This is a genomic window from Pseudomonas sp. GW821-FHT09D08 (assembly GCF_059416305.1).
This window is the reverse complement of record NZ_JBWKOX010000013.1, coordinates 44,748-68,650: the sequence shown is the minus strand read 5'-3', so window position 1 is coordinate 68,650 and position 23,903 is coordinate 44,748. Positions and strand designations below refer to the sequence as shown.

Here is a 23,903-nt window from a genome sequence, read left to right as displayed (position 1 = left end):
CGTCACATGCACAACGGCCCACCAAAAGGCGGGCCGTTGTTTCAAGCAGCAGCGCGGACGGGATCAGTCCTGGCGGCTGGTGACTTCCAGCAGGTGGTAGCCGAACTGGGTTTTTACCGGGCCTTGCACGGTGTTGACCGGGGCGCTGAAGACGACGGTGTCGAATTCCTTGACCATCTGGCCTGGACCGAACGAACCCAAATCACCGCCCTGGCGGCTGGATGGGCAGCTGGAGTTGGCTTTGGCGATTTCTGCGAAATCGGCGCCGCCTTCGATTTGGGCCTTGAGTTCGTTGCACTTGTCTTCGGTGGCAACGAGGATGTGACGGGCGGTGGCTTTGGCCATGGGGATTAACTCCTTGAGTAAAAACGGTGAGCGTACCGGATTCAGGCGGTTATTTCCTGGCAAAGTTCCGCTGGGGTTCAGGTTGGGGCGCTGAGCTTGGGTATTGGCGTGATGGAGTGAGACCCAGAGCAGGCTGGTATCTACCTGATGCATAGAGATCACATGTGGGAGGGGCGGTGCGACGATTCGACTTGCTCCCGATGGCGGCCTGATGGCCGACCAGGATGTTGAATTAGATCGAGTGCATATCGGTTGCTGCGGTAATGGAGTGAGATCCAGAGCAGACTAGTATCTACCTGATGTATGGAGATCAAATGTGGGAGGGGGCTTGCCCCCGATGGCGGCCTGACAGCCGACCAGGATGTTGGATCAGACCGAGTACATATCCGTTGCTGCGGTAACGGCCACCTATGGTTCCGCTCTTACAGCGGCTCACTTTTGGAGGGACCCAAAAGTAAGCAAAAGGTCCTCGCCCCAACACTCGGCACCTCGCCTAGGCTCGGTGTGCCCGAACGCAGGCTTGAATCCGTGGGCCGCCGTCATGGGCCATCCCTGGCCCAGGACGGCTAACCCGGCGTCCTGCCGGGTTACCCACGGATTCAAGCCTGCGTTCGGCCAGCGTGTTTGACGGGGCGCCTGAGATCAAGAGCAAAAGCAACAGCAACAGCAAAAGCAAAAGCAGTGTTACGTCTGACGTTGCCGGAGTCATCTCATGTCAGGTCGAATAAGCCCCCATCAATTCAAGACGATATAGTCATTCTGCTGAATGATCGGTCGATGGTCACCTTGCACCAGGTGAAGGTAGCGGCCGTCCACCAGGTCGATGGGCAGGCAGTCGTCGATATCCATCACGCCGTCGGTGTGGGCCTGGGACCAGTGGCGCAGCATTTGTTGCTTGCCCTTGCTGGTCGCCTCCCGTTTGTTGCGGGCGACCACCAGCAGGTAGTGGTGGGCCTCGCCAAAGCTATTGGTTTCATAACCGCCAAGGTTGATGAAGTACAGGTGATGGGCGTCGGCAGCGGGGGCCAGGTGGCTGAGTTCGACTTTCCAGCCGTCGACGCCGTCCACCGCCATCCACGAATCGATATGCACGCCCTTTGGGCTGCCAAACCAGCCCTCGCGAAGTTGCGGGTAGGTGCCTTCCAGGGTGTCTGCTACGGCGAACACCACATCGTGCACTTCAATCCTTGCCCGTGGGTGCTTGCCCCCGAGCATCACGACAAACAGCATTGCAGGTCCTTCCTGGCGACTTGGCAAAGGGCAACCATACTTCGATTGAACCCTTTTGTCCGGTCAATGCCACACTGTTAATTCGCGAACTCATCAGGAGGTTGTCATGCGCACCATTGATCTGGCGGGTGTTCCCGTCCCTGTCATCGGCCAGGGAACCTGGCGCATGGGCGAAGACCCGGACCGGCGCCGCGCTGAAGTCGCGGCATTGCAACTGGGGATCGACGAGGGCATGACCCTCATCGACACCGCCGAGATGTATGGCGAGGGTGGCGCCGAGGAAGTCGTCGGCGAAGCCATCAGCGGCAGGCGTGACCAAGTGTTCCTGGTGAGCAAGGTCTACCCGCACAACGCCAGCCAAAAAGGCGTGCCCCGTGCGTGTGAAGCCAGCCTCCGGCGCCTGGGCACGGACTACATTGATCTGTATCTGCTGCATTGGCGTGGCCAGTACCCCCTTGAAGAAACTGTCGAAGCGTTCGAGCGCCTGCGTGAGGCGGGCAAGATCGGCCGCTGGGGCGTCTCGAATTTCGATGTGGCCGACCTGCAGGAACTCGCATCCCCGGCCTGCGCGACTAACCAGGTGCTGTACAACATCGAAGAGCGCGGGATCGAATTCGACCTGTTGCCCTGGTGGCAACAACACCATTTGCCGCTGATGGCGTACTGCCCGATTGCCCAGGGTGGGGCGTTGCTGTCCAGCCAGACCCTCAAGCAGATCGCCCGCCGCCACGAGGTCACGCCCGCCCAGGTTGCCCTGGCCTGGGTGCTGCGCCAGGACGGTGTGATCGCCATCCCCAAGGCGGTCACCCCGGAGCATGTGCGGCTCAATGCGGCTGCCGCCAAGGTGGTGCTGGATGAGCACGACCTGGATGCCATCGATCGGGTGTTCGGCGCACCCAAGCGCAAGCATCCCCTGGCGATGGTGTAGTTGCCTGGCAGAAACGGTGCCGTCCCTGGCTCCCGTTCCTGCTCAGGTCCGACTTAGCCCGCTACCGGGCTGCGCCAGTCATCCGATCCGGATGTGCCCGACACTTCGTGGGTCCATACGATCTTGCGATAGGTGAAGTACACATCCTCCAGGTGAGTGAAGTGGGCATTGTCCGGGTCCTGGCAATTGGGCATGCGGGACTGGATGTCCACGAGCGTCGCGCCCTCCAGTTCTATCGTGAAGTAGTGCTCCTGGGTGCCGGCCGATGATGTACGGAACCACTCCAGTCGGCATTTGACCTCTTCACCGCTGGTCAATGCGCTGAACAGCAAAGGCGATGACTTATCGAAGACCTTGCTGATCATCAACGGCTTATGGACCCTCTGGCCCGTCGGCTGACCCGACTGCGGATCGCGGGGGATGATTACTTGATGAGCAAAGGCCTGGACCAGAATCTGGTCTTCATGACCTTCCTGATAAATGTTGCCTACCGAGTCCTGGGTAAATGTGCCTGCCGTAATCAAACCTTGTTTGACACCGGTGATGGAAAGATACGCGGGTGTTGGCATGACGGGTTTCCTTGCCTGATTGATGAATTGTTCCAACCGATCATGGTGCCGGTCGGGCAACTCTCATTAACAAGAAGCGTGCCCGAAAGTATCAGGCTCAATAAAAACACTGGCGTCAGCGGTTAATGGAGCGGTTTTTTGCTCGGGGGAGGGCGATTTAATCGAATATATGCAGAATACGTTGCGCATAAGTGCGCATTTAGTTGCTCATGGAATTGGGGTTGTTGGTATTGGGCTAGGCAAAGATGCTCGAGGCCAGATGAAGGTTTAACTGCGCAAAACCCTGCGCAGGCCTAGAATTATAGTGGTTGTAGGAAACGGCTTAAGTGTTGGGACTCTGCTTGTTGAATGCTGTTTGCATGGCTAAGGTTTACGAACTTTGCAGCGGTGGGGCGAAGGTTAGATGGCGATTTGATAGATGGTTTAAATATTAATGCTCTGACTTTTTTGTTTTGGGTAATTGTGCCGAATGTCTTATTCAGAAAAACTTTATAACGACTACCTTGAACTTGCACGGTCGCCCTGCACGCCGACGAGTTTTGCCGGCAGCGATATGCGCTATTCAAGTGAGTATGAAATTCTGGAGTTCGAATTGGGCAAGGCGCAATCCATTCATGGGGGCGTCCAGACCGACTGGCAGAAGGTCCTGGAAACCGGTGAATACCTGTTGCGTCAACAATCCAAGGATCTGCGGATCGTCGTCTGGCTGACCTGGGCATTGTATCAACGGGAGTCCTTTCCAGGGCTGTTGGCCGGCCTTGGGTTATTGCGCTATCTCTGTGTGCATCATTGGTCCGCGGTCTATCCCGAAAAACCGCGTACTCGTGGCGCAGCCTTCAGTTGGCTGGCGGGGCGCCTCGAGCCCCTCTTCGAGCAAAGCCTGTCGCTGCAGGACCAGCAGCCCTTGTTCGAATCCGTGCTTGAACATCTGGTGTGTCTCGATGAGTGCTGTGTCGAGCGCCTTGAAGATAACGCGTCGCCGTTCCTGCCGATTCGCAGGCAACTGGCCCAGCGGTTGGAGCGTGCTGCGCAAGGCGATTCTCCGGTCGCGACCCTGGGCGGTGTTGCCGTGCAGGAGCAGGTCGGGCAGGTGACCACCCTGTTGCAGAATGCCGAGGTCGTGGTGAGCACCGAGAAAGATGCCCACAAGTTGCTGCGCGCCTTACAGGATCAGGCCCGTCCTCTGTGTGCCTGGTGGTTACGCCAGAACGCCACCGACCTGCGCGCGCTGCGTCTGAACCGGGCGCTAACCTGGCTGACCCTCGTCAGCTACCCGGACGCTGACAGCGAACGGATCACCACCTTGCGCGGGCCTGCACCCGACAAGCTCAAGCGTTACCAGGAGCGGCTTGCCCAAGGTCATTACACCGACTTGATGCTCGAGCTCGAGGCCAGCCTCGCCGGTGCGCTGTTCTGGTTCGACGGGTTGTACATGGTCTGGCAGTGCCTGGAAGCCCTGCAGGCCGACCTGGCCATGACTGAGCTGGAAGTGAACTTCGCCCTGCTGCTGCAGCGCCTGCCCCACCTGCCCGAGTTTCGTTTTCACGATGGCGCTCCTTTTGCCGACGGTCCCACGCGTGACTGGATCGCGCAGCAGGTTGCCCGTCATCTGCAATGGCCCGAATCACCGACCGTTGCGGATGCCGACGCCGAGCCTTGGGAGGTGGCCTTGCAAGTGGCACGGCTGCGGCTGCGCCAGGACGGGCTCAAGGCGGCCGTCCATGAACTCAAGCAAGGCATGCATGCGGCTCATAGCGATCGTGCCCGTTTTCATTGGCGACTTGCCCAGGCGCGCCTGTGTGGGCAGGCGGGCAAACACGAGTTGGCGAAGATCCAGCTCGAACACCTCGACAACGAGCTGCAACGCAGGGGCCTGGAACACTGGGAGCCGGAGCTGGCCTTGCAAGTAACCCAGTTGCTGCACCGTTGCTGTGACGTGTTGCCACAAAACCAGGCCGTACGCGAGCGTAAGGAAGACACCCATCGCAGGCTGTGCCTCTTCGATCTTGAAGCGGTACTTGAATAGGCTTTCGAGCCACTTGGAAAAGGAGAAACACGATGGCCAAAGAAGGTTCGGTAGCGCCCAGGGAACGTATCAATATCACCTTCAAGCCTGCCATCGGCGGCGCGCAGGATGAAGTCGAACTGCCGTTGAAGCTGCTGGTGCTGGGTGACTTCACCCAGCGTGAGGATGTACGCAAGCTTGAAGACCGCAAGCCCATTGCCATCGACAAGAACACCCTTGATGAAGTGCTGGCCAAGCAAGCATTAAGCCTGACGCTGAACGTACCCAATCGCCTGCAGGAGTGTGCTGAAGTCGAGGAGCTGGCCATTGAGGTGCGTATCAATGCCATGAAGGACTTCAATCCCGCGAACCTGGTGGAGCAGATACCCGAATTGCACAAGCTGATGGCATTGCGTGAAGCACTCATGGCGCTCAAAGGGCCGCTGGGCAATACACCAAGCTTTCGCAAAGCCATTGAGCACGCCCTGGCGAATGACGAGTCCCGCGCCCGGGTATTGGCCGAGTTGGAGCTGAGCAACCACACCGCCTGACATTTCAGTAAAAGGACACTGACCGCATGACCACCCGACAGAATCCGATACCGGAACACACCAGTGAGGATTACAGCATCCTCGACAACATCATCGCCCAAACACTGCTGAGTGCGGATGACGAGGCCTATGCCATTGCCAAGCGGGGTGTCTCGGCCTTTATCGAGGAGTTGATCAAACCACAGAACCACGGCGAGCCCGTCAAGAAGCGCCTGGTCGACCGAATGATTGCCGAGATCGATATGAAGCTCAGCCAGCAAATGGATGAAATCCTGCACCATCCGGAGTTCCAGGCCCTGGAAGCTTCCTGGAAAGGTTTGCAATTGCTGGTCGACCGCACCAATTTTCGTGAAAACATCAAGATCGAACTGTTGAACGTCTCCCGGCAAGATTTGCTGGAGGATTTCGAAGATTCACCGGAAGTGACTCAATCCGGGTTGTACAAACATGTCTACAGCGCTGAGTACGGTCAATTTGGTGGTCAGCCCGTGGGCGCGATCATTGCCAATTACTTTCTGTCCCCCAGCGCGCCCGATGTGAAACTGATGCAATACGCTGCCAGTGTCGCGTGCATGGCGCACGCGCCGTTCATCGCAGCAGCCGGGCCGGCGTTCTTCGGGCTGGAAAGCTTCACGGGACTGCCTGACCTCAAGGATCTCAAGGACCATTTCGAAGGGCCGCAATTTGTCAAATGGCAAAGCTTTCGCCAGAGCGAAGATGCGCGTTATATCGGTCTGACCGTGCCGCGCTTCCTGCTCCGTACGCCCTATGATCCCCTTGAGTGCCCGGTCAAGACCTTTGCCTACCAGGAAAACGTGGTGAGCAGCCACGAGCATTACCTGTGGGGCAATACCGCCTATGCCTTCGCCACACGCCTGACCGAAAGCTTCGCGCGGTTCCGTTGGTGCCCGAACATCATCGGTCCGCAGAGCGGAGGGGCCGTGGAAGACTTGCCGTTGCACCACTTCCAAAGCATGGGCGAAATCGAAACCAAGATTCCCACCGAAGTGCTGGTGTCCGATCGCCGCGAATACGAACTTGCGCAAGAGGGCTTCATTGCCTTGACGATGCGCAAGGGCAGTGACAATGCCGCGTTTTTTTCCGCCAGTTCGGTGCAGAAACCTAAACAGTTCGGCATCAGCGCAGAGGGCAAGGACGCGGAGCTGAACTATCGCCTGGGGACCCAGTTGCCCTACATGATGGTGGTCAACCGGCTGGCCCATTACCTGAAGGTATTGCAGCGTGAACAGCTGGGTTCGTGGAAAGAGCGTACAGACCTCGAGCTGGAGCTCAACAAGTGGATTCGCCAGTACGTCGCCGACCAGGAAAACCCCAGCGCCGAAGTGCGTGGGCGGCGCCCGTTGCGAGCGGCGCGCATCGTTGTCAGTGACGTAGAGGGCGAGCCTGGCTGGTACCGCGTCAACCTGAGTGTGCGACCGCACTTCAAGTACATGGGGGCGGACTTCACCCTGTCTCTGGTTGGCAAGCTCGACAAAGAATGAAAGAAGGTCAGGGAATGCCCCACAAACATAGCCTTTTCGAGCGCCTCGAACGCCCGGCGGCCGTACATGCCTGTGGCGTGACGTCCATTGCCAGCCACCTGGGGAAAATGCTCAGTATCCGTGCGGGCAGTGTTCAGACATTACCGGACTACGGCTTGCCCGATCTTAATGACATGAACCAGAGCCTGCATGAGTCATTAAGCCAGTCGCGCTTGTTGATAGAGCGATTCATACGGGCCTACGAGCCACGATTGAAGCAGGTGCGGGTTACGGCATTGCCGCGCGATCACGACCCTCTGGCCCAGGCGTTCTCCATTGAGGCCACGCTGATGGCGGCGGGTGTCAAGCAGCCTGTGGTGTTCGTTGCACGACTCTGCGAGCCCGGACGGGTTGAGGTTTTGCCGGATGTCCTTTAATCGCTATTACCAGAGCGAGCTGAGTGCGTTGCGCCAACTCGGGCGGCGTTTCTCTGAACGCAACCCTGCGCTCGCGCCGTTTCTTGCCGACCCAGGCCAGGACCCGGACGTGGAACGTTTGTTGGAGGGCTTCGCGTTTCTCACCGGTCGCTTGCGCCAGAAACTGGATGATGAGCTGCCTGAGCTGACTCATTCCTTGATGCATTTGCTGTGGCCCAACTACATGCGGCCGATGCCCGCGTTCAGCATCTTGCAGTTTGATCCGTTGAAGCACGTCGGCCCTGGGGTGATGGTCGCGCGGGATACCCCGGTCGAAAGTGCCGCCGTCAAGGGCGAGCGTTGCCGCTTCCGTACCTGTTACGCCACCCAAGTCCTGCCGCTGCAACTGAGCGCCCTGGATTACAGCGTCCAGGGTGAAGATGCGCTGTTGAGTCTGCACCTGGGCATGAGTGCCGAGGGCAACTTCAGTGAATGGACGTTCGATCAACTACGCCTGCACCTGGCGGGTGATCGCCACATCGGCCAAGGGTTGTACCTGAGCCTGTTGCGTCATCTCGAGGGTATCGAGTTGCTACCGTTGGGCCGCGATGGCCTGCCGGTCAGTGGGGAGGATGGGCAACCCCTCTCGTTGCGATTGGGTGCCGACCCGGTACGCCCCGTGGGATTCAGCGAGGAGCAGGCATTGATTCCGTATCCAATGAACACCTTTCATGGATATCGTCATTTGCAGGAGTACTTCGCCTTTCCTGACAAGTACCTGTTTGTCGATGTGGTGGGGCTGGATGTACTGCACGGTTTGCCCCATGAGTTGCTCAAGCAGGTGCGTGCAGTGGTGCTGCGTTTCAAACTGCGCAACCCATGGCGTGAGCCCCATCACCCCACCCTGGACAACGTGAAGCTGTATTGCACGCCCATCGCCAATTTGTTCAAACATGACGCCGTACCGATCCGCCTGGACGGCAAGCAGGACGAATACCTGGTGATACCGGGGGAATACTCACGGGAAAACGCCTGTGTATTTTCCGTGGACAGTGTCACCGGTTGGCGTCCCGGCGGGTCGGGGTATCGGACCTACGTACCGTTCGAATCCTTCGAGCATGACAGCGATAACGCACTGTCGGCGGCCTCCGCCAGCTACAGCATTCGCCAACATGCATCGGCACAGCACGCGGGCCTCGATACCTGGCTAGGTTTTTCCAATGCACCGGAGCTTGGCCCGGAAACCCTGTCGGTCGAGCTGACGTGTACCAACCACGACCTGCCTCGGCTGCTTCAGATCGGGGAGATCAACCAGCCTTGCGAGCAGACACCGGAAGGGTTGTCGTTTCGTAATATCTGCACGCCGACCGCGAGTTTTTCGCCGCCCCTGGAGCAGGATTTTCTCTGGCGGCTCATCAGCAACATGTCGCTCAACTACCTGTCATTGACCGACATCAATGCCTTGAAGGTCATCCTCGAAACCTACGACCTGCCGCGCTACCACGACCGACAGGCGCAGAAAGTCAGTGAGAGAAAGCTTGGCGCATTGCGATCCGTCAGGCACTCGGCTGTCGACCGATTGCACCGTGGCTTGCCGCTCAGGGGCTTGCGAATCGACCTGACGATTGATCCACAAGGTTTTCTTGGCCAGGGCGAGGTGTTTGTGTTCGCGTCGGTGCTCAACGAATTCTTCGCGCTTTACGCCAGCCTTAATACCTATCACGAATTGCGAGTCATCAGCACACAAGGAGACGTGTACCTATGGCCACCCCGGATGGGCCAGCAGCCCCTGCTTTGACGGCACTGTCCAGCGTCATCCGCGAATACTCGCTGTTCCAGGCGGTTTTGCAGGTGATCAGGCGTTTACGCGATGCTCATCCGATGCTGGATGACGACGCGCTGTATGACCAGTTGGAGTTTCAAGCCAACCCAGGTCTTGGTTTCCCCGGTCATGATATTGAACGGGTGGAGTTTTTTGTTGAACACGGTCAATTGCGCGCGCGTCTTTGCCTCAACGTGTTGGGGCTGTGCGGCTCAGGTTCGCCATTGCCGGCATTTTATGGCGAGCAGGCGATTGTTGACGGTGCGGGAGGTCAGGCTACCCGGGACTTTCTCGACCTGTTTCATCATCGGTTGCAGCGGCTGATGCTGCCGATCTGGCGCAAGTACCGCTACCGGGCGTGTTTCCAGGCTGGCGCCCGGGATGTCTTTTCCGAGCAGATGTTTGCCCTGATCGGGTTGAAGGGCCATCACCTGCGCGCGACTGCCCAATTGAACTGCAAACAGCTATTACCCTACCTGGGGTTGCTCAGCCTGCGGGCCCATTCGGCAGCCTTGATCGAGACGGTGCTGCGTTACTACTTCAAGCACACCCGCTTGTTCGTCGAGCAGTGGGTGGAACGCTCGGTGGTTATTGCCGTCCCCCAGCAGAATCGGCTGGGTGCTACCAACAGTGTGCTCGGTCATGACCAGGTGCTGGGTTGTCGGGTCACCGACCGCAGCGGCAAGTTCAGGGTGCATGTGCAGGACCTGGGCTGGCAGCGTTTCCATGAGTTTCTACCTACGGGTGTGGACTACCCGTTGCTGTGCGCATTGCTGCGGCTGACGGTGCGCGACCCTCTGGCCTATGACCTGCGTCTGGTACTGCTCAAGGAGGAGATCAGGCCGTTGCACCTCGGCGAACACAACGTCTGCCGCCTCGGCTGGACCACTTGGCTGGCCCATGGGTGTGCCGACGGTGTGGTCATTGTGGCCAGCAACGCTGATTAGGGATGAATGATTATGAAGAATGTGGACCTGCAGCAACTTATCCAGACATTGACTCCCCAGGCGCGCCGAGACCTTGAGCGCTCGGCGGAACGTTGCGTGACCCGCGGCGGCAGGGAAGTGTTGGTGGAGGACCTGCTGCTGACCCTGCTGGAATACCCCCACGGTATTCTGGTAAGGGCGTTGTTGGATGCAGGTGTCGAGCCAGGCGAACTGCAGGCGGCCCTGCACCCCAAAGCTGGCACGAATGCCTCGTGTAATCCGGTGTTTGCCCAGGCCCTGGTGCAATGGCTGCAGCACGCCCTGATGGTGGCCCGCCTGGAGCTTCGGCAGGCGGACGTTGATCACGGCGCTCTGTTACTGGCGCTGTTGCGTCACCCGTTACAACATGCCGACAGTGGTTATCAGGCGGTACTGAGTCGGTTGGATGCACAGCGTGTGTGCAGTTATTTGTTGAGCCAGGTGCCTGAACTCGACCCTGTGCCGGGCGGCGATGCGTTGCTGGCGCGTTTTACCCATGACTTGACCCGCCAGGCCCGGGAGGGCGGTATCGACCCGGTGTTGTGTCGCGATGCCGAAATCCGCCAATTGATCGACATACTCGTGCGCAGGCGCAAGAATAATCCAATCCTGGTTGGCGAAGCCGGGGTGGGTAAAACCGCTGTGGTTGAAGGGCTTGCCCTGCGTATCGCCAGCGCAGAGGTGCCCGAGCCGCTCAAACACGTACAGGTGTTGACCCTGGATATGGGCCTGCTCCAGGCCGGCACCGGGATCAAGGGGGAATTCGAACGGCGCCTCAAAGGCGTGATCGATGAAGTCAACGCCTCGCCAACCCCGGTGATCCTGTTTATCGACGAGGCGCATACACTGGTGGGCGCAGGCGCCCAGGCAGGTGGGTCCGATGCTGCCAATCTGCTCAAGCCCGCCCTGGCCCGTGGCGAGTTGCGCACTATCGCCGCCACCACGTGGTCGGAATATAAGAAGTACTTCGAAAAAGACCCGGCATTGGCGCGGCGTTTCCAGCCCGTGCAGGTCGGCGAACCCAGTGTTGAACAGACGGTTTCGATCCTGCGCGGCCTGGTTCCGGCGTATGAGCGCAGCCATGGCGTGTATGTGCGGGATGATGCCATTGTCACGGCAGCCCACATGAGCGCGCGCTACCTGGCTGGGCGGCAGTTGCCCGACAAGGCGGTGGATGTGCTGGACACCGCCTGCGCCCGCATGAGAACCAGCTGGGAGACGGCGCCCGAGGCATTGCAACGCCTTTACGCCGAGCAGGCGGAAGGCGCGCGACAGCGCCAGGCGTTGAATCGCGACAGGGACGCCGGGCTGCCGGTGGACGAGCAGGCCTTGCACGCGTTGAACCTGCGCCTGGAGACCGTGGAGCGCGAGCGTGAACATCTGGAGCAACACTGGTTGGAACAGCGAGCATCGGCGCAGCAGGTGCTCGCGCTGCGCCAGCAATTGGATGCTGCTCGTGGTGCAGGGCAGAACACCGACACCCTTGAACATGCCTTGGCCCAACAGCGCCAGGTACTGCACGCGCAACAAAACGGCCAGCCATTGGCCAGCCTTGAGGTTTGTCCACGTCTGGTGGCACAGGTCGTCAGCGCCTGGACGGGTATTCCTGTCGAACGACTGGCCCTGGAAAGCAGTGAAAGGGTGTTGGGCTTTGCCGATGCATTGCGGTCGCGCATCCTCGGTCAGGAGCACGCCGTGCAGATACTTGAACGCAACCTGCGCGCGGCTGCCACCGGGCTCAATAAGGCGGATGCCCCGGTCGGCGTATTCCTGCTGGTTGGCCCAAGTGGTGTGGGCAAGACCGAGACGGCCTTGGCCCTCGGCGACCTGCTGTACGGCGGTCGGCGTTTTGTCACCACCCTTAACATGTCGGAGTTCCAGGAAAAGCATTCCCTTTCCCGGCTGATTGGCGCTCCACCCGGTTATATCGGCTTTGGCGAGGGCGGCGTGTTGACGGAGGCCGTGCGCCAACGCCCGTATTCGGTCGTGCTGCTGGACGAGGTCGAGAAGGCCGATCCGGAAGTAGTGAACCTGTTCTATCAGATTTTCGACAAGGGACTGGCCAATGACGGGGAAGGGCGGGAAATCGATTTTCGCAACACGCTGATCCTGATGACCTCCAACCTGGGCAGCGAGTGCATCGGTCAATTATGCGCAGGTGACCGGCGACCTGCTGAGGAGGTCCTGCAAGAAGCCATTCGTCCGTTGCTGCGCAAGCACTTCAAGCCTGCCTTATTGGCGCGAATGCATGTCGTGCCGTATTACCCGATCACGGGCGAAGTCCTGCATGACCTGGCAAGGCTCAAGCTGGAGCACCTGGGGCAAAGGCTGCAACTGCGCAAGCTCACCTTCAGCTATACGCCCGAACTGGTTGCCTGTGTCGCCGAGCGTTGCGCTGACGGTGACAGCGGTGCCCGCTCTATCGATCAATGGATCGACGCACACTTGCTGGCGCAGGTGACGGATCGTTTGCTGGAGGCCATGGCCGGGGGCGAATCGCTGTCCCGGGTGCATGCCGGCCTGGATGGCAGCGGTTGCCCTGTCTGTGAGGTCAGCCAATGACGGAAGATGCTTTCAACCGGTTGCCCCATCCTTCGGGGTACGCCGACGCGATGCTGGGTTGGTTCACCCGCCTGGGGATCGATGGTGACGCGACAACCTTGCCGGACCTGTGTGTCGCGGCGGTAGCCCAATTGAGTCAGTGCGAACTCAGCCAGTTGTATTGGCGCGACGAGGCGACGGGTCGGCTTGCACTGATTGCTCAGCATTTGCCAGAGGAGCTGCCATCCGGCGAGCTGGCTTCAGGCGTGGATTTCCAACATGAGCAGCTGTTGCAGTATGTGCTCAGTCAGCGCACAGCCTTGAGTCTTGAGGACCTGGAAAACAGCGTCTATGAAAGCCAGTTCCTTCCGGCGATGGCGACGCCTTGGCAATCGTTGACGTGCATGCCGTTGTTCGGTCGGCACAGGACTCTCGCGGGCGTGTTGCTGTGCGCCAGCCGGCGTCCGAAACAATTGGAGCACTACACCCGCTCATTGACTCAACTGGGCAGCTTTGCCTTGAGGCAGCTTGCACTGATGCAGCGTCTGAGTCCTGGGGTGAATGTCACGCCGCCTACATGTCGCACGCCGGGATCCTGTGCCAGGTTCGGATTGATCGGCAACAGCAAGGCCATGGATGAAACGTGCCGCTTGATCGGCAAGGTGCTGAATACGCCCTACACCGTGCTGCTGCATGGCGAGACCGGTACCGGCAAAGAGGTGGTAGCGCGCGCCATCCATACCGCCGGCCCACGCAGTGGTAAAGCCTTCGTGGTGCAAAATTGTGCAGCCTTTCCCGAAGGGTTGCTGGAAAGCGAACTGTTCGGCTATCGCAAGGGGGCGTTCACGGGGGCTGAACGCAACTACACCGGTTTGTTCGACACCGCTCACGGCGGCACATTGTTACTCGATGAAATCGGCGATATGCCGTTGTCGTTGCAGGCCAAGTTATTGCGGGTTTTACAGGAGGGCGAGATTCGCCCATTGGGTGCCAGTACGGCCCATAAGGTCGATGTACGCATTATTGCCGCGACGCACCGTGATCTTCCCGCGATGGTCGCCGAGGGCAGCTTTCGCGAGGACCTGTATTACCGGCTCGCGCAGTTTCCCATTGAGTTACCGGCCTTGCGTGAACGTGATGGCGATGCGTTGCTGTTGGCTCGGCATTTTGCGCAAAAGGCCTGCGTTGCGCTGGGTCGCGTAGCGGTGGCCTGGTCAAGTGCGGCGTTGGACCAACTGTCCAGCCATGGCTTCCCCGGCAATGTGCGAGAACTCAAATGCCTGGTGGAGCGCGCGGTACTGCTCTGTGACGACGGTGTGATCCTGCCGGCGCACCTGCCCCTGTCACCGGCACCCGCCAACGATGCTGTCGATGCAACGTTGCGTCAACGCCTGGAGCGAGTGGAGCGGGTGTTCCTGATTGATTGCCTGCACAAGAACCGTGGCAATCGTACCCGTACCGCGCGGGAGTTGGGTGTCGCACGACGCACGCTGCTCTACCGCCTGGCACGCTTGAAGATCCCGGTTGGCGATGTTCGAGAGGAATGCTGAATAGCGTATGCGTGGACACCTTACTTTCATGGGAGATTCCTGATGCCTCTTCGTCCGTGGCAAGCCGTGGCGCTTGTGCTGTGTTTGCTGGGTGGCTGTAACGCCAATTATGTCTTTGACGATGCTGACTACCGTCCACTGGGTGACCCCCAGGCGAGCCGTCGTGGCCATTGAACAGGGAGCCTTGCCATGCAGTTAGTGCTTGAAGTGTGCTCCGCCAGTGGCGAGCCGCCAGCCCGTAAAACCTTTGATGGTGTCGGCGGTGTGATCGGCCGTGGGACGGCGTGTGACTGGGTCATCCCCGACACCGCACGCTTGATATCCAGCCACCATGGCTTGGTCAGTTTTCGCGGCGGCCATTACTTTTTGACGGATATCAGCAGCAACGGTATCGGCGTATCCGGCAGCCTGGAGCGCTTGCGCAAGGGGCACGCGCGGCAGATCAGTGATGCAGACGTATACCAACTGGGGGCGTTGGAAATTCGTGCCCGACTGATTGAGCATCAACGACCGCCGCTCGGGCGGAGCGAGGTGATTCCAGACGATGCTTTCCTGGGGCTGGACCCGATTCAGGCACTGGATCGCGAACAACGACGCGGCGAGTCGTCGCAAGAGCTGGAGGCATTGAACACGTTGGCGGAATCGACCGCCCAAGCGTTCTCTCCGGGAACCGTGGACCAGGACCACCTGGTCGTACCGCAATGGGCTGAGCCTGTCAGTGACGTAGCACCTGCACAGCCCGTTGTGGCTGCATCCGCAGCCCCTGAGACGTTCTGGGCGCAGTTCGGCGAGGCGTTGGGCATGGAGGTGGGGGCGCTCGATACGTCGGGTCGCGAAGCCCTTGCGATCAAGGTGGCCGGGTTGTTCAGGCAAGCCATCGAAGGTTTGCAGCAAAGCCTGCGAACTCGCGACGAGCTGAGCAGTGAGGTGCACCTGGGTTGGACCTCCCCGGCGCTTACGCGGCAGAACCCGTTGGTGGATTGTCCAGACGTCCAGACGGCCTTGACGGCGCTGTTGGGGGACGGTGAGTTGGGGCATCTGCCGCCCGAACGGGCGGTGGCCCACGCCTGCCGGGACCTGCAGATTCATCAGTTGGCCTTGGTGGTGGCCTGCCGTGCCGTCGTTCGCAGCGCGCTGGCGGCCTTTGCTCCAGGTCATCTGCTGCTGTGCTTCGAACGCGAGGGCAAGCCGCCCAGGCTCCTCACCGATGGCGCTCATTGGCGGGCGTACCAGCGCTATTACCGACGGCTGACCGACGAGGCGTCGTTGGGCGATCAATTATTACGCAACGACTTTTGCAAGGCCTACGAAGAGCAGGTGCGCCTGGTCTCCAGCCTGCATGCGGCTTACCCGGGATGACGTTCATGTATCTAACCACCGTTGCATCAACACTGCTGGCACTGGGCATGTTGACCGGCTGCAGCAGCGTTTCACCCTTTTCGACCTTGACCAAGCTGGACCTGGCGTTGATGGCCAGTGACGAGGTCAACCCCGACCTTCATGGCCGTCCTTCACCGGTGGTGGTGCATTTGCTTGCGCTGCGGCACCCCGTGGCATTCGAGAATGCCGACTTTTTCAGCCTCTATGGACGGGCCGAGCAGGCCCTGCCCAAGGACTGGGTCAGCAGCGAAGAGCTGGAGCTGCGACCCGGTGAACGGTTGATGCTCAAACTCAGTGTCGAGCCCCAAAGCCGCTATGTCGGCGTACTGGCGGCCTATCGCGACCTGCCCCATGTGCAATGGCGACTGGTGCTGCCTGTTGCCCCCCAGCAACGGACGCGGGCCAGAATAATGCTGGACCAGAACGGTATTCGCATGGCCGCCCCGCAGACCGGTCGGACGGAGGATTGAGATGCACATCCATAACGTTATCTGGCAGGAAGGCATGTTGCTGCGGCCCCAGCACTTGCAGCACAACGACCGCTACTATCATCAGCAGCTCAACCGAACGCGCTTGCTGGGCAGCGACGCCTGGGGGTTCCTGACCCTGGACATCGATGTGCAGTACCTCAACCTGGGCAAGGTGGTCGTCAACCAGGCCAGCGGCCTATTGCCGGACGGTAGCCTGTTCGAACTCAATGGCGCGATGGAACCTCTGGTATTGCAAGTGCCTGCCAACGTCGGTCGGCAAGCCGTGTACCTGGCGTTGCCGCTGGTTACCGACAATCAGATTGAGGTGCGCAGGCCGGAGCAACACGAAATCCTGGCGCGCTATGTTGCCTGTGAAATGGAGATCGGGGACTCCAATGCCGGTGTCGATGCCCGTTGCCAGATCAGCTGTGCGCGTCCGGACCTGCGCCTGATGCTGGGGGAGCACTCCGGTGATCCGTTCCATGTGAAGCTGCAGGTCGCTCAGGTGCTGGACTGCACCCGTGAAGGCGGCGTGCGACTGGATACCGATTTTGTGCCGACATTCATCTTTTTGCAGGGCGCCGGGTATGTGTCGTCGTGCGTCAAGGAGGTCATCAGTCTGTTGGCCAGCCGTGGAGACGCGATTGCCGCGCGCATCCAGGGTAATGGCGCGTCGGCCGGTGCGCAGGTGGGCGATCTTCTGATGCTGCAACTGATCAATCGCGCTGAATTGATGTTGCGCCACTTTATGAGCCAGGCCCAGGTGCGCCCGGAAACGTTGTATCGCGAGCTGCTGTCGATCCTTGGGGAATTGGCCACGTTCGCCACCGACAGCAAGCGCGCCCAATTGGAGGTGCGTTACCAGCATGGTGATCAAGGCGCGAGCTTTCGCGGATTGATGGAGCGCCTGCGCGCGGTGCTGTCGATGGTGCTGGAGCAGCATGCCATTGAGTTGACGCTGCAACCCCGTCAGTACGGTGTGCTGGTATGCCCGGTGAGTGACCTCAAGTTGCTGGGGACGGCGACGTTCATCCTGGCGGCAACCGCCCAGTGTGATTCGGAAACGCTGCGTCACCGGCTGCCGGCGCATCTCAAGATTGGACCGGTGGAGCGCATCCGCGAGTTGGTCAACTTGCACCTCACCGGCATCAGGATCAAACCGTTGCCAGTAGCGCCGCGACAGATTCCGTTCCACGCGGGCAAGACCTATTTCATGCTCGAGCTCAGCGCCCAGGACATCGCGCAGTTGGAGCAGTCAGGTGGATTCGCCCTGCATGCCAGCGGCGAGTTTAACGAGCTGGAACTCAACTTCTGGGCTATCAGGAACTGAACCCTATGAGGATGGACAGTGAATACCCGCAGGACGAAAAAACCGTCTTGCTTGACCGCGAGGGACGCGGTCCGGCGCAGGGGGCGGTGACGGACTTCCCATCGCCGCCGCGTTTCGAGCAGTTGGAGGACAGGATGATCTATACCGCCCGGCTGCACAGCGCGCAGAGTCTGACTGTGGGTCCCAACATCCTGGTGGCGGCGGCTTGGGACCTGTTGTCGCAGGTGGTGCAGCTCAAGGGCAGCTCCGGCCGTGAAAGCCTGCAGACCCTCAACGACCGGTTGTCTTCGGGCATCACGACGTTTGAAGCGCACGCCCTGCACCTGGGGGGTGAGGAAGGTCAGGTGATGTCGGCGCGCTATGTGCTGTGCAGCGTCATTGACGAGGCGGTGGTCACCACCGCGTGGGGCCGCTGCAGCGACTGGTCCAGGTCCAGCCTGTTGAGTCGCTTTCACAACGAAACCTTTGGCGGCGAGAAGTTTTTCCTGCTGCTGGAGCGATTGTCCCGCGACCCTGTCAAGCACGTGGCCATGCTGGAACTGATGTACCTGTGCCTGTCGCTGGGGTTCGAAGGCCAATACCGCGTGATGGAGCGGGGAGGTGCTCAGCTGGAAGGGGTACGCGACGCGCTGTACCGGCAGATCAGGCATGTGCGGGGCGATCGGCTCTCGATGGCCGCGCCATCGGAGGCAGGCAAAGTCCGCGCCGTGCCGGTGCGCATGCTCTGTGCCAAGTGGCTCATTGCTGTTGGACTGGCCTGTTTGCTGGCGATGTACTCAGGGTTTGCCTGGGTGCTGGGCACGGAGCGCATGACGGTGCTGCAACCTTTTCAATCGTTGGCGTCGGACCAGGCTCGGACGCCCTTGTAACGCTGGGAGCAATGAATGAACGCATTCTTCAAGGGCGCGGGCACGATGCTGCGCAAGATTTGGTTATGGAGCCTGTTGCTGGTGCTGTCCAGCGCATTGCTGGTGTGGTTTTTCGGACCATTGCTGGCGGTGGATGACCATCGGTTCTGGCAAAGCGCGACGGCTCGCTTGCTGACCATCTGCGGCTTGTTCCTGCTGTGGGGACTGGCAATGGTGGTGGTCGGCGCACGGCGCGCCACGCGGCTCAACCAGCCGGAACACCAGGCGCATCATCAGCGCCAGGGGCTGATCCACGATGAGCAGAGTCAGGTACGCGGGCGATTCAAGGAGGCGCTGCAAACCCTGAAAACCTCCCGCCGCTACGGTGAACGCAGTGAGCGTTGGCGCAATGCGCTGCCCTGGTACCTGTTGATCGGCCACCAAGGCAGTGGCAAGACCCATCTGCTGGCCGCCAATGGATTGCAGTTCCCACTCGATCGGGCCGAGTCGCCAACGCCAGGTGCAACGGCCTACTGCGACTGGTACTTCGCCGATGACGCCGTGCTGCTGGAGACTGCCGGACGTTACCTGGACCAGCCTGACCGTACGGTGGATGCGGCGGGATGGTCGACGCTGCTCGGTCTGCTCAGGTCGCGCCGTCGGGCTCGCCCGCTCAACGGCGTTGTAGTGACGTTGTCGGTGGATACGCTTTGGGGGGGCAATGAGCATGACCTGGAACTCCACGCGCGTCATGTCCATACCCGCTTGCAGGACATCCAGCAGACGCTGCATGTGGATGTGCCGGTTTATCTGGTGTTGACCCGGGCCGACCGTTTGTCAGGGTTCGCCGAGTTCTTTGATGCGCAGCAGGGCGACGGCACGGAAGACATATTGGGCGGGCACCTGGTGGCGGGCACGTCCGGAACCGACATTGCCCAGGTGCGCGAGGCCTTCGAGGCGCTGCTCCAACGCCTGGGGGCGGAGCTGATCCCACGCTTGCATCAGGAGCGTAGCGGCGAGCGCCGCGATCGCATGCTGGATTTTCCTAGGCAGGTCGCACGCCTGGGCGACCGCCTGGGCCTGTTTGTCGAGACGGCTTTTTCCGCTCAGCGCTATCAGCGTATCAATGGCCTGCGAGGGTTCTACCTGACGTGTGCGAACGTGGGCGATACGCGCTCGCAGTTTGTCCAGGGCTTGTTCCGCCGGGTGATCTTCGCCGAGGCCGATCTTGCCGGGCTGCATACCCCCGAGCGCCGCCGCCTGCATCGACGCCAAGGAGGGCTGGCGCTGGCCACGGCGCTGGTCATCGGTATGGCGGGGTGGTTATGGGGGCACAGTTATTCATTCAATCATCAGCGTCTGATGCAGTTGCAGGCGCTGAACACGCCGGCGCCTGCCCAAGCTGATGCGGACGAGAGCCGGGCATTGCTGGCGCTGCTGGACAGTCGTCTGGCAGCGACCCGCGTGTTTCCACCGGTCACTGAGGTCCGCTGGGTTGATCGAGCCGGCTTGTATCAAGGGCAGGTGAGTCGTCCGTTATTGACCGATGCCTATCACGAGAGCCTGCGCCATCAGTTACTGCCGCACGTGGCAACCCTGCTTGAAGAACAGGTGCAGGCCAGCCTTGGCGAGCGCGAGCGGTTGCTGGACAGCTTGCGGGCGTACCTGATGCTCAACCTGCGCGAACGGCGTGATAACGCGTGGTTGGCGGAGTACATGGCAGGCCATTGGTCTGCGCGTTATGCGGGGGACACTTCGACGCAGACGCGTTTGAACGAACACCTTGGGCGATTACTGGAGCAACCGTTCGCAGCCCCGTTGAACGATACACTGGTGGCCCAGGCCCGCCAGGCATTACGCGGCGAGTCGCTGGCAGAGGTGGTCTACCGTGCACTGCGTGAACAAGCCCGCAGCCTGGAGCCTCTGCGACTGGCCGATGGCGGCGTGTTCGCCAACCTTGAGCCGCCCATACCCGGTTTCTACACCAAAAGGTACCAGCAGTATTTCGAAAAGCAGGGCCCTGCACTGGTCAATGCCATTGCCCAGGATAACTGGGTACTTGGGGAAGGTACCGACCTCAGCGCCATGGATATGCGCCGGTTGCTGCAGGCACTGGAACAGCGTTATTTGAGTGAGTACGCCGATGCCTGGAGTGACGCCCTCGGTCGTGTCCGCCTGCAGGAAAGTGACAGTCTGCGGCACAGCGCCGACCAACTGGCGAGCCTGATATCCGCCCAGTCGGCGTTGATGCGTCTGTTGCAGCAGGTTCGCGAAAACACCCGGCTGTTATCGATCCATGATCGGGTCGAGGCGCTGAGCCAGCAGGCCGGCGAGTCAAGTGCAACGGTGTCCGGTGCGTTGGTCAAACCGTTACAGGGCCAGATGCTGCCTGACACGGCCCGGCGTGCGTTGCAGCGCCGCTTCGAACCACTGCACCTGCTACTTGATGAAGAACAGAACCCGGGTGCTGAACTGACCCAGGCATTGCGGCTGCTCGATGAATTACACCTGCAATTGTCGTCGCTGAGCCGGGAGAGTTCCCCGGAGCAGGCAGCGTTTACATGGGTCAAGCAGCGCATGGAAGGGCAGCAGCCTCTTCTGGCCAACCTGCGTAATGCCGCCGCCCGCCTGCCGCTGCCGCTCAAGGGCTGGCTCGAAGACATTGCCGACCACGCCTGGCGTCATCTGCTTGATGGCACCTATGTCTACGTGAACCAGCGTTACCAAAGCGAGCTCTATGGTTTTTACGCCAGGGCCATCCAGCGTCGCTACCCGTTCAATGCGCATGCTACCAGTGACGTTGCCCTGGGCGATTTCCAGACGTTTTTTAAACCTCGAGGTTCCATGGCGCGCTTTTATGAAACGTACCTGCGACCTTTTATCAGCGCTGATGGCAACCGGTATCGACTGCGGGGCCTGGACGGTCGCAGCCTGCCGATATCGCGCTCGCTGTTGGACCAACTGGCCAGGGCCCAGATGATTCGGCAAGGTTTTTTCACCGAGGAACAGGGTGAATGGGCCGTTCGATTCACCTTGGCGCCCTACAGTCTCGATCAAGCCGTCAGCCGGGCGATCCTGCGAGTGGGTGACCAACACTTGGAATACCGTCATGGGCCGATTGTGCCTGTGGCCTTCCACTGGCCAGGCGAGACGCCTGGCAGCCGCAGCAGCCTGGTGCTGGAACGGGGTGCCGAGCGACCGCTGGGGATCGAAAAAAACAGCGGCGAGTGGTCGTTGTTCCGCTTCTTCGACCTGATGCAGAGTGAGCCGGCAAATGGCAGGGATGCGCACATTCTCAAGGCCGACCTGGCCGGGCTGCGCGCCAATTACCTGCTCACCAGCCAGCGCAACCCGAGCCCGTTCCAGATGGCGGCATGGCGCACCTTCCGCCTGCCGGAGCAACTGTGAACACGGCGCACACCTGGCGCAGCGCCGGGCGCACGGTTCAAGGCAAGTTGCGTTCGCGCAACGAGGATGCGTTTCTCGATTGCCCCCAGCGTGGGTGCTGGGCGGTCGCCGATGGAATGGGAGGCCATCAGGCCGGGGATGTGGCCAGCCGATGGGTAATCAGCAGTCTTGCATCGCTGCCGGATCAGGGCAGTTTTGATCAGCGTGTCGAGGCCGTCCGGCGCTGCCTGCGCGGGCTCGACAGCCAGCTGGGGCAGGTGCCGACTGCGCCGGCCGACGGTCCGGCGGGCATCATGGGCAGTACCGTGGTTGCACTGTTGCTCGAAGACCAGCGTGCGGCCTGCATTTGGGTGGGCGACAGCCGTTGCTATCTATGGCGCGGGCAGCGGCTGTACCAGCTGTCCCGTGACCATACCGTGTTGCAGCAACTGATGGATACGCAGCAGTTGAGCCTGGAACAGGCCCGGGTCTATCCGGGCGCGAGGGCCTTGACCCGTGCGATCGGCGCCCGACAGGCACTGAGTCTGGAGGTACTGGAGCTCAGTACTCAACCCGGGGATGTATTTTTGTTGTGCAGCGACGGCCTGTACCAGGGCCTCAGCCATGGCGAGCTGGGCAGCGCCATGAGCGTAGGCACACCGTGGCGGGTGGTGGAGCGTTTGTTCAACGACGTGTTACGCGGGCCGGCGCGGGATGACCTTACGGCCGTCGTGATCCAGCCATGAGCGAGGAGGCAAGCTCGCCGAACTTGCTTGCCGGGCGCTATCAGCTTGAACGCAAGCTGGGCACAGGCGGCATGGGAGTGGTCTATCGCGCCCGGGACCTGCTGCACGAGACGTTCGGTGAGCCCGCCTCCAGCGTGGCCCTGAAACGCTTGGACGAAACATTTTCTGCGTGCCCTGACGCCCCTGTACTGCTGTACAGCGAGTTTGCCCTCACACGCCGTTTGCGGCATGAGCATGTGGTGCGGGTGTTTTCCTTCGAAGTCGACACGCTGCACCAGGTGGCATTCTTCACCATGGAGTTGCTGCACGGCATGACCCTCGATCGGCTGCTGATGGAATGTCCACAAGGAGTGTCCTGGCAGGAACTGCAGCCCATGGCCTTGCAGCTGTTGGACGCGCTGGCGTACACCCACCAGCAGGGCATTCTTCATGGCGATGTGAAGCCCGCCAATATCATCGTGGGTGAGCAGGGACTGCGTTTGTTCGATTTCGGCCTGGGCCGGTCGAAAATGCAGCAGACAGCCGGGCTGCCGGGCTTGAACCGCAGCCGTTTGAACGCCTGGACGCCCGCGTATGCAGCGCCGGAACTGATGGCGGGTGGGGGCTTGTCAGCGGGCGCCGATTTGTATGGCGCGGCCTGCGTGATCTATGAATTGGCCCAGGGCCAGCGCCTGGGTGAGCGCCAGCCCGATCGACCACTGCCGCGGCCGCGCCGATTGCCCAGGCATTGCTGGTCGGCGCTGCACTCCGCGTTGGCCATGGATCCGCAGCGGCGCAGCGTTTCCGTTGCCGAATTGCGCGAGGCACTGGATGGCCGGCGGCGGTACTGGTGCCTGCCGTTGGGGTTTCATCCGGGCAAGTCATGCAATTGACAGTACTCGACCCAGCTCAGGCCGGCCATCTGCGCCACTTCCTTGTGTACTTCAACACGCTGGGCCTCAAAGGCTTCATGGGAGTCCGCAGTCAGCTTGAGGGTCAATTCCCAGGCAAACAGGCCCTGGCGCTCTGCTTCGGCTTCGAAGGCTTCATGCAGGCGTTCATCGCGGTACTGCGCCAGGGTTTCGCCCTTGGCTTGGGCCGCAAGCGGGTTGAGGGTGTTGAGTTCAAGAGCCACGTCCGGATGTTCGCTCAGGAATCTATCCAGGGCGCGCTGGTGGTTATCGCCAGGTGGGGTCAAAGGTTTACTCCTGAAAGGGAACGGTATCGGGGCTCTCGGCGGGTTCTCGGCGTCGGGACGCCAATCGTCCACAAGGGCCTAAATTGATTTGGAATAATGACGGGTAGTGTGGCAAAAGTCTTTCGCTCACGGCATCAGGGCGTGTAGCGTGACAAGGGTTTT

21 protein-coding genes are annotated in these 23,903 nt (G+C 60.5%); 17 read left to right on the top strand and 4 right to left on the bottom strand.

The features are described 5' to 3' along the window. Positions 1-63: 63 nt before the first annotated feature. Positions 64-345, bottom strand: coding sequence for a peptidylprolyl isomerase (locus AC07OP_RS20810; RefSeq protein WP_044274278.1), 282 nt, complete (start codon positions 343-345; stop codon positions 64-66). 735 nt (positions 346-1,080) lie between these two features. Next, positions 1,081-1,575, bottom strand: coding sequence for a DUF1543 domain-containing protein (locus AC07OP_RS20805; protein ID WP_495102356.1), 495 nt, complete (start codon positions 1,573-1,575; stop codon positions 1,081-1,083). A gap of 106 nt (positions 1,576-1,681) precedes the next feature. Between AC07OP_RS20805 and AC07OP_RS20800 the strand changes: the two genes are divergently transcribed. Continuing rightward, positions 1,682-2,503 carry an aldo/keto reductase gene (locus AC07OP_RS20800; protein WP_027608616.1) on the top strand — a complete coding sequence of 274 codons (822 nt, stop codon included), beginning with the start codon at positions 1,682-1,684 and terminating at the stop codon, positions 2,501-2,503. A 53-nt stretch (positions 2,504-2,556) separates the two neighbouring features. Here AC07OP_RS20800 and AC07OP_RS20795 read toward each other — a convergent pair whose 3' ends face one another. Then, positions 2,557-3,072: an Hcp family type VI secretion system effector gene (locus AC07OP_RS20795; protein WP_048729440.1), complete on the bottom strand. Its 516-nt coding sequence runs from the start codon at positions 3,070-3,072 to the stop codon at positions 2,557-2,559. Between the two features lie 469 nt (positions 3,073-3,541). Between AC07OP_RS20795 and tssA the strand changes: the two genes are divergently transcribed. From tssA to AC07OP_RS20715, 16 genes are read left to right on the top strand one after another with little or no spacing between them, the layout of a single operon-like run. Continuing rightward, the gene (tssA, locus tag AC07OP_RS20790; protein ID WP_495102355.1) at positions 3,542-5,098 is read left to right on the top strand and encodes a type VI secretion system protein TssA; all 1,557 of its coding nucleotides are present in this window, start codon (positions 3,542-3,544) and stop codon (positions 5,096-5,098) included. 32 nt (positions 5,099-5,130) lie between these two features. Continuing rightward, entirely contained in the window at positions 5,131-5,628 is a 498-nt protein-coding gene (gene tssB, locus AC07OP_RS20785; RefSeq protein WP_495102354.1) for a type VI secretion system contractile sheath small subunit, read from the top strand. 26 nt (positions 5,629-5,654) lie between these two features. After that, the gene (tssC, locus tag AC07OP_RS20780; protein WP_141155197.1) at positions 5,655-7,130 is read left to right on the top strand and encodes a type VI secretion system contractile sheath large subunit; all 1,476 of its coding nucleotides are present in this window, start codon (positions 5,655-5,657) and stop codon (positions 7,128-7,130) included. Positions 7,131-7,144: 14 nt separating this feature from the next. Beyond that, positions 7,145-7,546, top strand: coding sequence for a type VI secretion system baseplate subunit TssE (gene tssE, locus AC07OP_RS20775; protein WP_065941989.1), 402 nt, complete (start codon positions 7,145-7,147; stop codon positions 7,544-7,546). Beyond that, positions 7,536-9,323, top strand: a complete 1,788-nt coding sequence (gene tssF / locus AC07OP_RS20770) for a type VI secretion system baseplate subunit TssF (protein WP_495102353.1) — start codon at positions 7,536-7,538, stop codon at positions 9,321-9,323. Before tssE ends, tssF begins: the two co-directional genes overlap by 11 nt. Further along, the gene (tssG, locus tag AC07OP_RS20765; RefSeq protein WP_495102352.1) at positions 9,287-10,294 is read left to right on the top strand and encodes a type VI secretion system baseplate subunit TssG; all 1,008 of its coding nucleotides are present in this window, start codon (positions 9,287-9,289) and stop codon (positions 10,292-10,294) included. Before tssF ends, tssG begins: the two co-directional genes overlap by 37 nt. 12 nt (positions 10,295-10,306) lie before the next feature. Continuing rightward, positions 10,307-12,874: a type VI secretion system ATPase TssH gene (gene tssH, locus AC07OP_RS20760; protein ID WP_495102351.1), complete on the top strand. Its 2,568-nt coding sequence runs from the start codon at positions 10,307-10,309 to the stop codon at positions 12,872-12,874. Further along, positions 12,871-14,403: a sigma-54 interaction domain-containing protein gene (locus AC07OP_RS20755; RefSeq protein ID WP_115488196.1), complete on the top strand. Its 1,533-nt coding sequence runs from the start codon at positions 12,871-12,873 to the stop codon at positions 14,401-14,403. Before tssH ends, AC07OP_RS20755 begins: the two co-directional genes overlap by 4 nt. A 42-nt stretch (positions 14,404-14,445) precedes the next feature. Further along, positions 14,446-14,577 carry a type VI secretion protein gene (locus tag AC07OP_RS20750; RefSeq protein ID WP_083236517.1) on the top strand — a complete coding sequence of 44 codons (132 nt, stop codon included), beginning with the start codon at positions 14,446-14,448 and terminating at the stop codon, positions 14,575-14,577. Positions 14,578-14,592: 15 nt separating this feature from the next. Next, positions 14,593-15,762 carry a type VI secretion system-associated FHA domain protein TagH gene (gene tagH, locus AC07OP_RS20745; protein ID WP_495102350.1) on the top strand — a complete coding sequence of 390 codons (1,170 nt, stop codon included), beginning with the start codon at positions 14,593-14,595 and terminating at the stop codon, positions 15,760-15,762. Positions 15,763-15,767: 5 nt separating this feature from the next. Next, positions 15,768-16,253 (top strand): type VI secretion system lipoprotein TssJ, encoded by a 486-nt coding sequence (tssJ, locus tag AC07OP_RS20740; RefSeq protein ID WP_065942124.1) that lies wholly within the window; start codon positions 15,768-15,770, stop codon positions 16,251-16,253. A gap of 1 nt (position 16,254) precedes the next feature. After that, positions 16,255-17,583 carry a type VI secretion system baseplate subunit TssK gene (gene tssK / locus AC07OP_RS20735; protein ID WP_495102349.1) on the top strand — a complete coding sequence of 443 codons (1,329 nt, stop codon included), beginning with the start codon at positions 16,255-16,257 and terminating at the stop codon, positions 17,581-17,583. A 5-nt stretch (positions 17,584-17,588) separates the two neighbouring features. Continuing rightward, complete coding sequence (icmH, locus tag AC07OP_RS20730; protein ID WP_495102348.1) at positions 17,589-18,452, top strand: type IVB secretion system protein IcmH/DotU; 864 nt, start codon at positions 17,589-17,591, stop codon at positions 18,450-18,452. Positions 18,453-18,467: 15 nt separating this feature from the next. Next, positions 18,468-21,839 carry a type VI secretion system membrane subunit TssM gene (gene tssM, locus AC07OP_RS20725; RefSeq protein ID WP_495102347.1) on the top strand — a complete coding sequence of 1,124 codons (3,372 nt, stop codon included), beginning with the start codon at positions 18,468-18,470 and terminating at the stop codon, positions 21,837-21,839. Continuing rightward, positions 21,836-22,564 carry a PP2C family protein-serine/threonine phosphatase gene (locus AC07OP_RS20720; protein WP_495102346.1) on the top strand — a complete coding sequence of 243 codons (729 nt, stop codon included), beginning with the start codon at positions 21,836-21,838 and terminating at the stop codon, positions 22,562-22,564. Before tssM ends, AC07OP_RS20720 begins: the two co-directional genes overlap by 4 nt. Further along, positions 22,561-23,436: a serine/threonine-protein kinase gene (locus AC07OP_RS20715; RefSeq protein ID WP_495102345.1), complete on the top strand. Its 876-nt coding sequence runs from the start codon at positions 22,561-22,563 to the stop codon at positions 23,434-23,436. Before AC07OP_RS20720 ends, AC07OP_RS20715 begins: the two co-directional genes overlap by 4 nt. Here AC07OP_RS20715 and AC07OP_RS20710 read toward each other — a convergent pair. Next, the gene (locus AC07OP_RS20710; protein ID WP_281114247.1) at positions 23,412-23,741 is read right to left on the bottom strand and encodes a DUF6388 family protein; all 330 of its coding nucleotides are present in this window, start codon (positions 23,739-23,741) and stop codon (positions 23,412-23,414) included. The genes AC07OP_RS20715 and AC07OP_RS20710 overlap by 25 nt on opposite strands. Between the last annotated feature and the right edge of the window lie 162 nt (positions 23,742-23,903).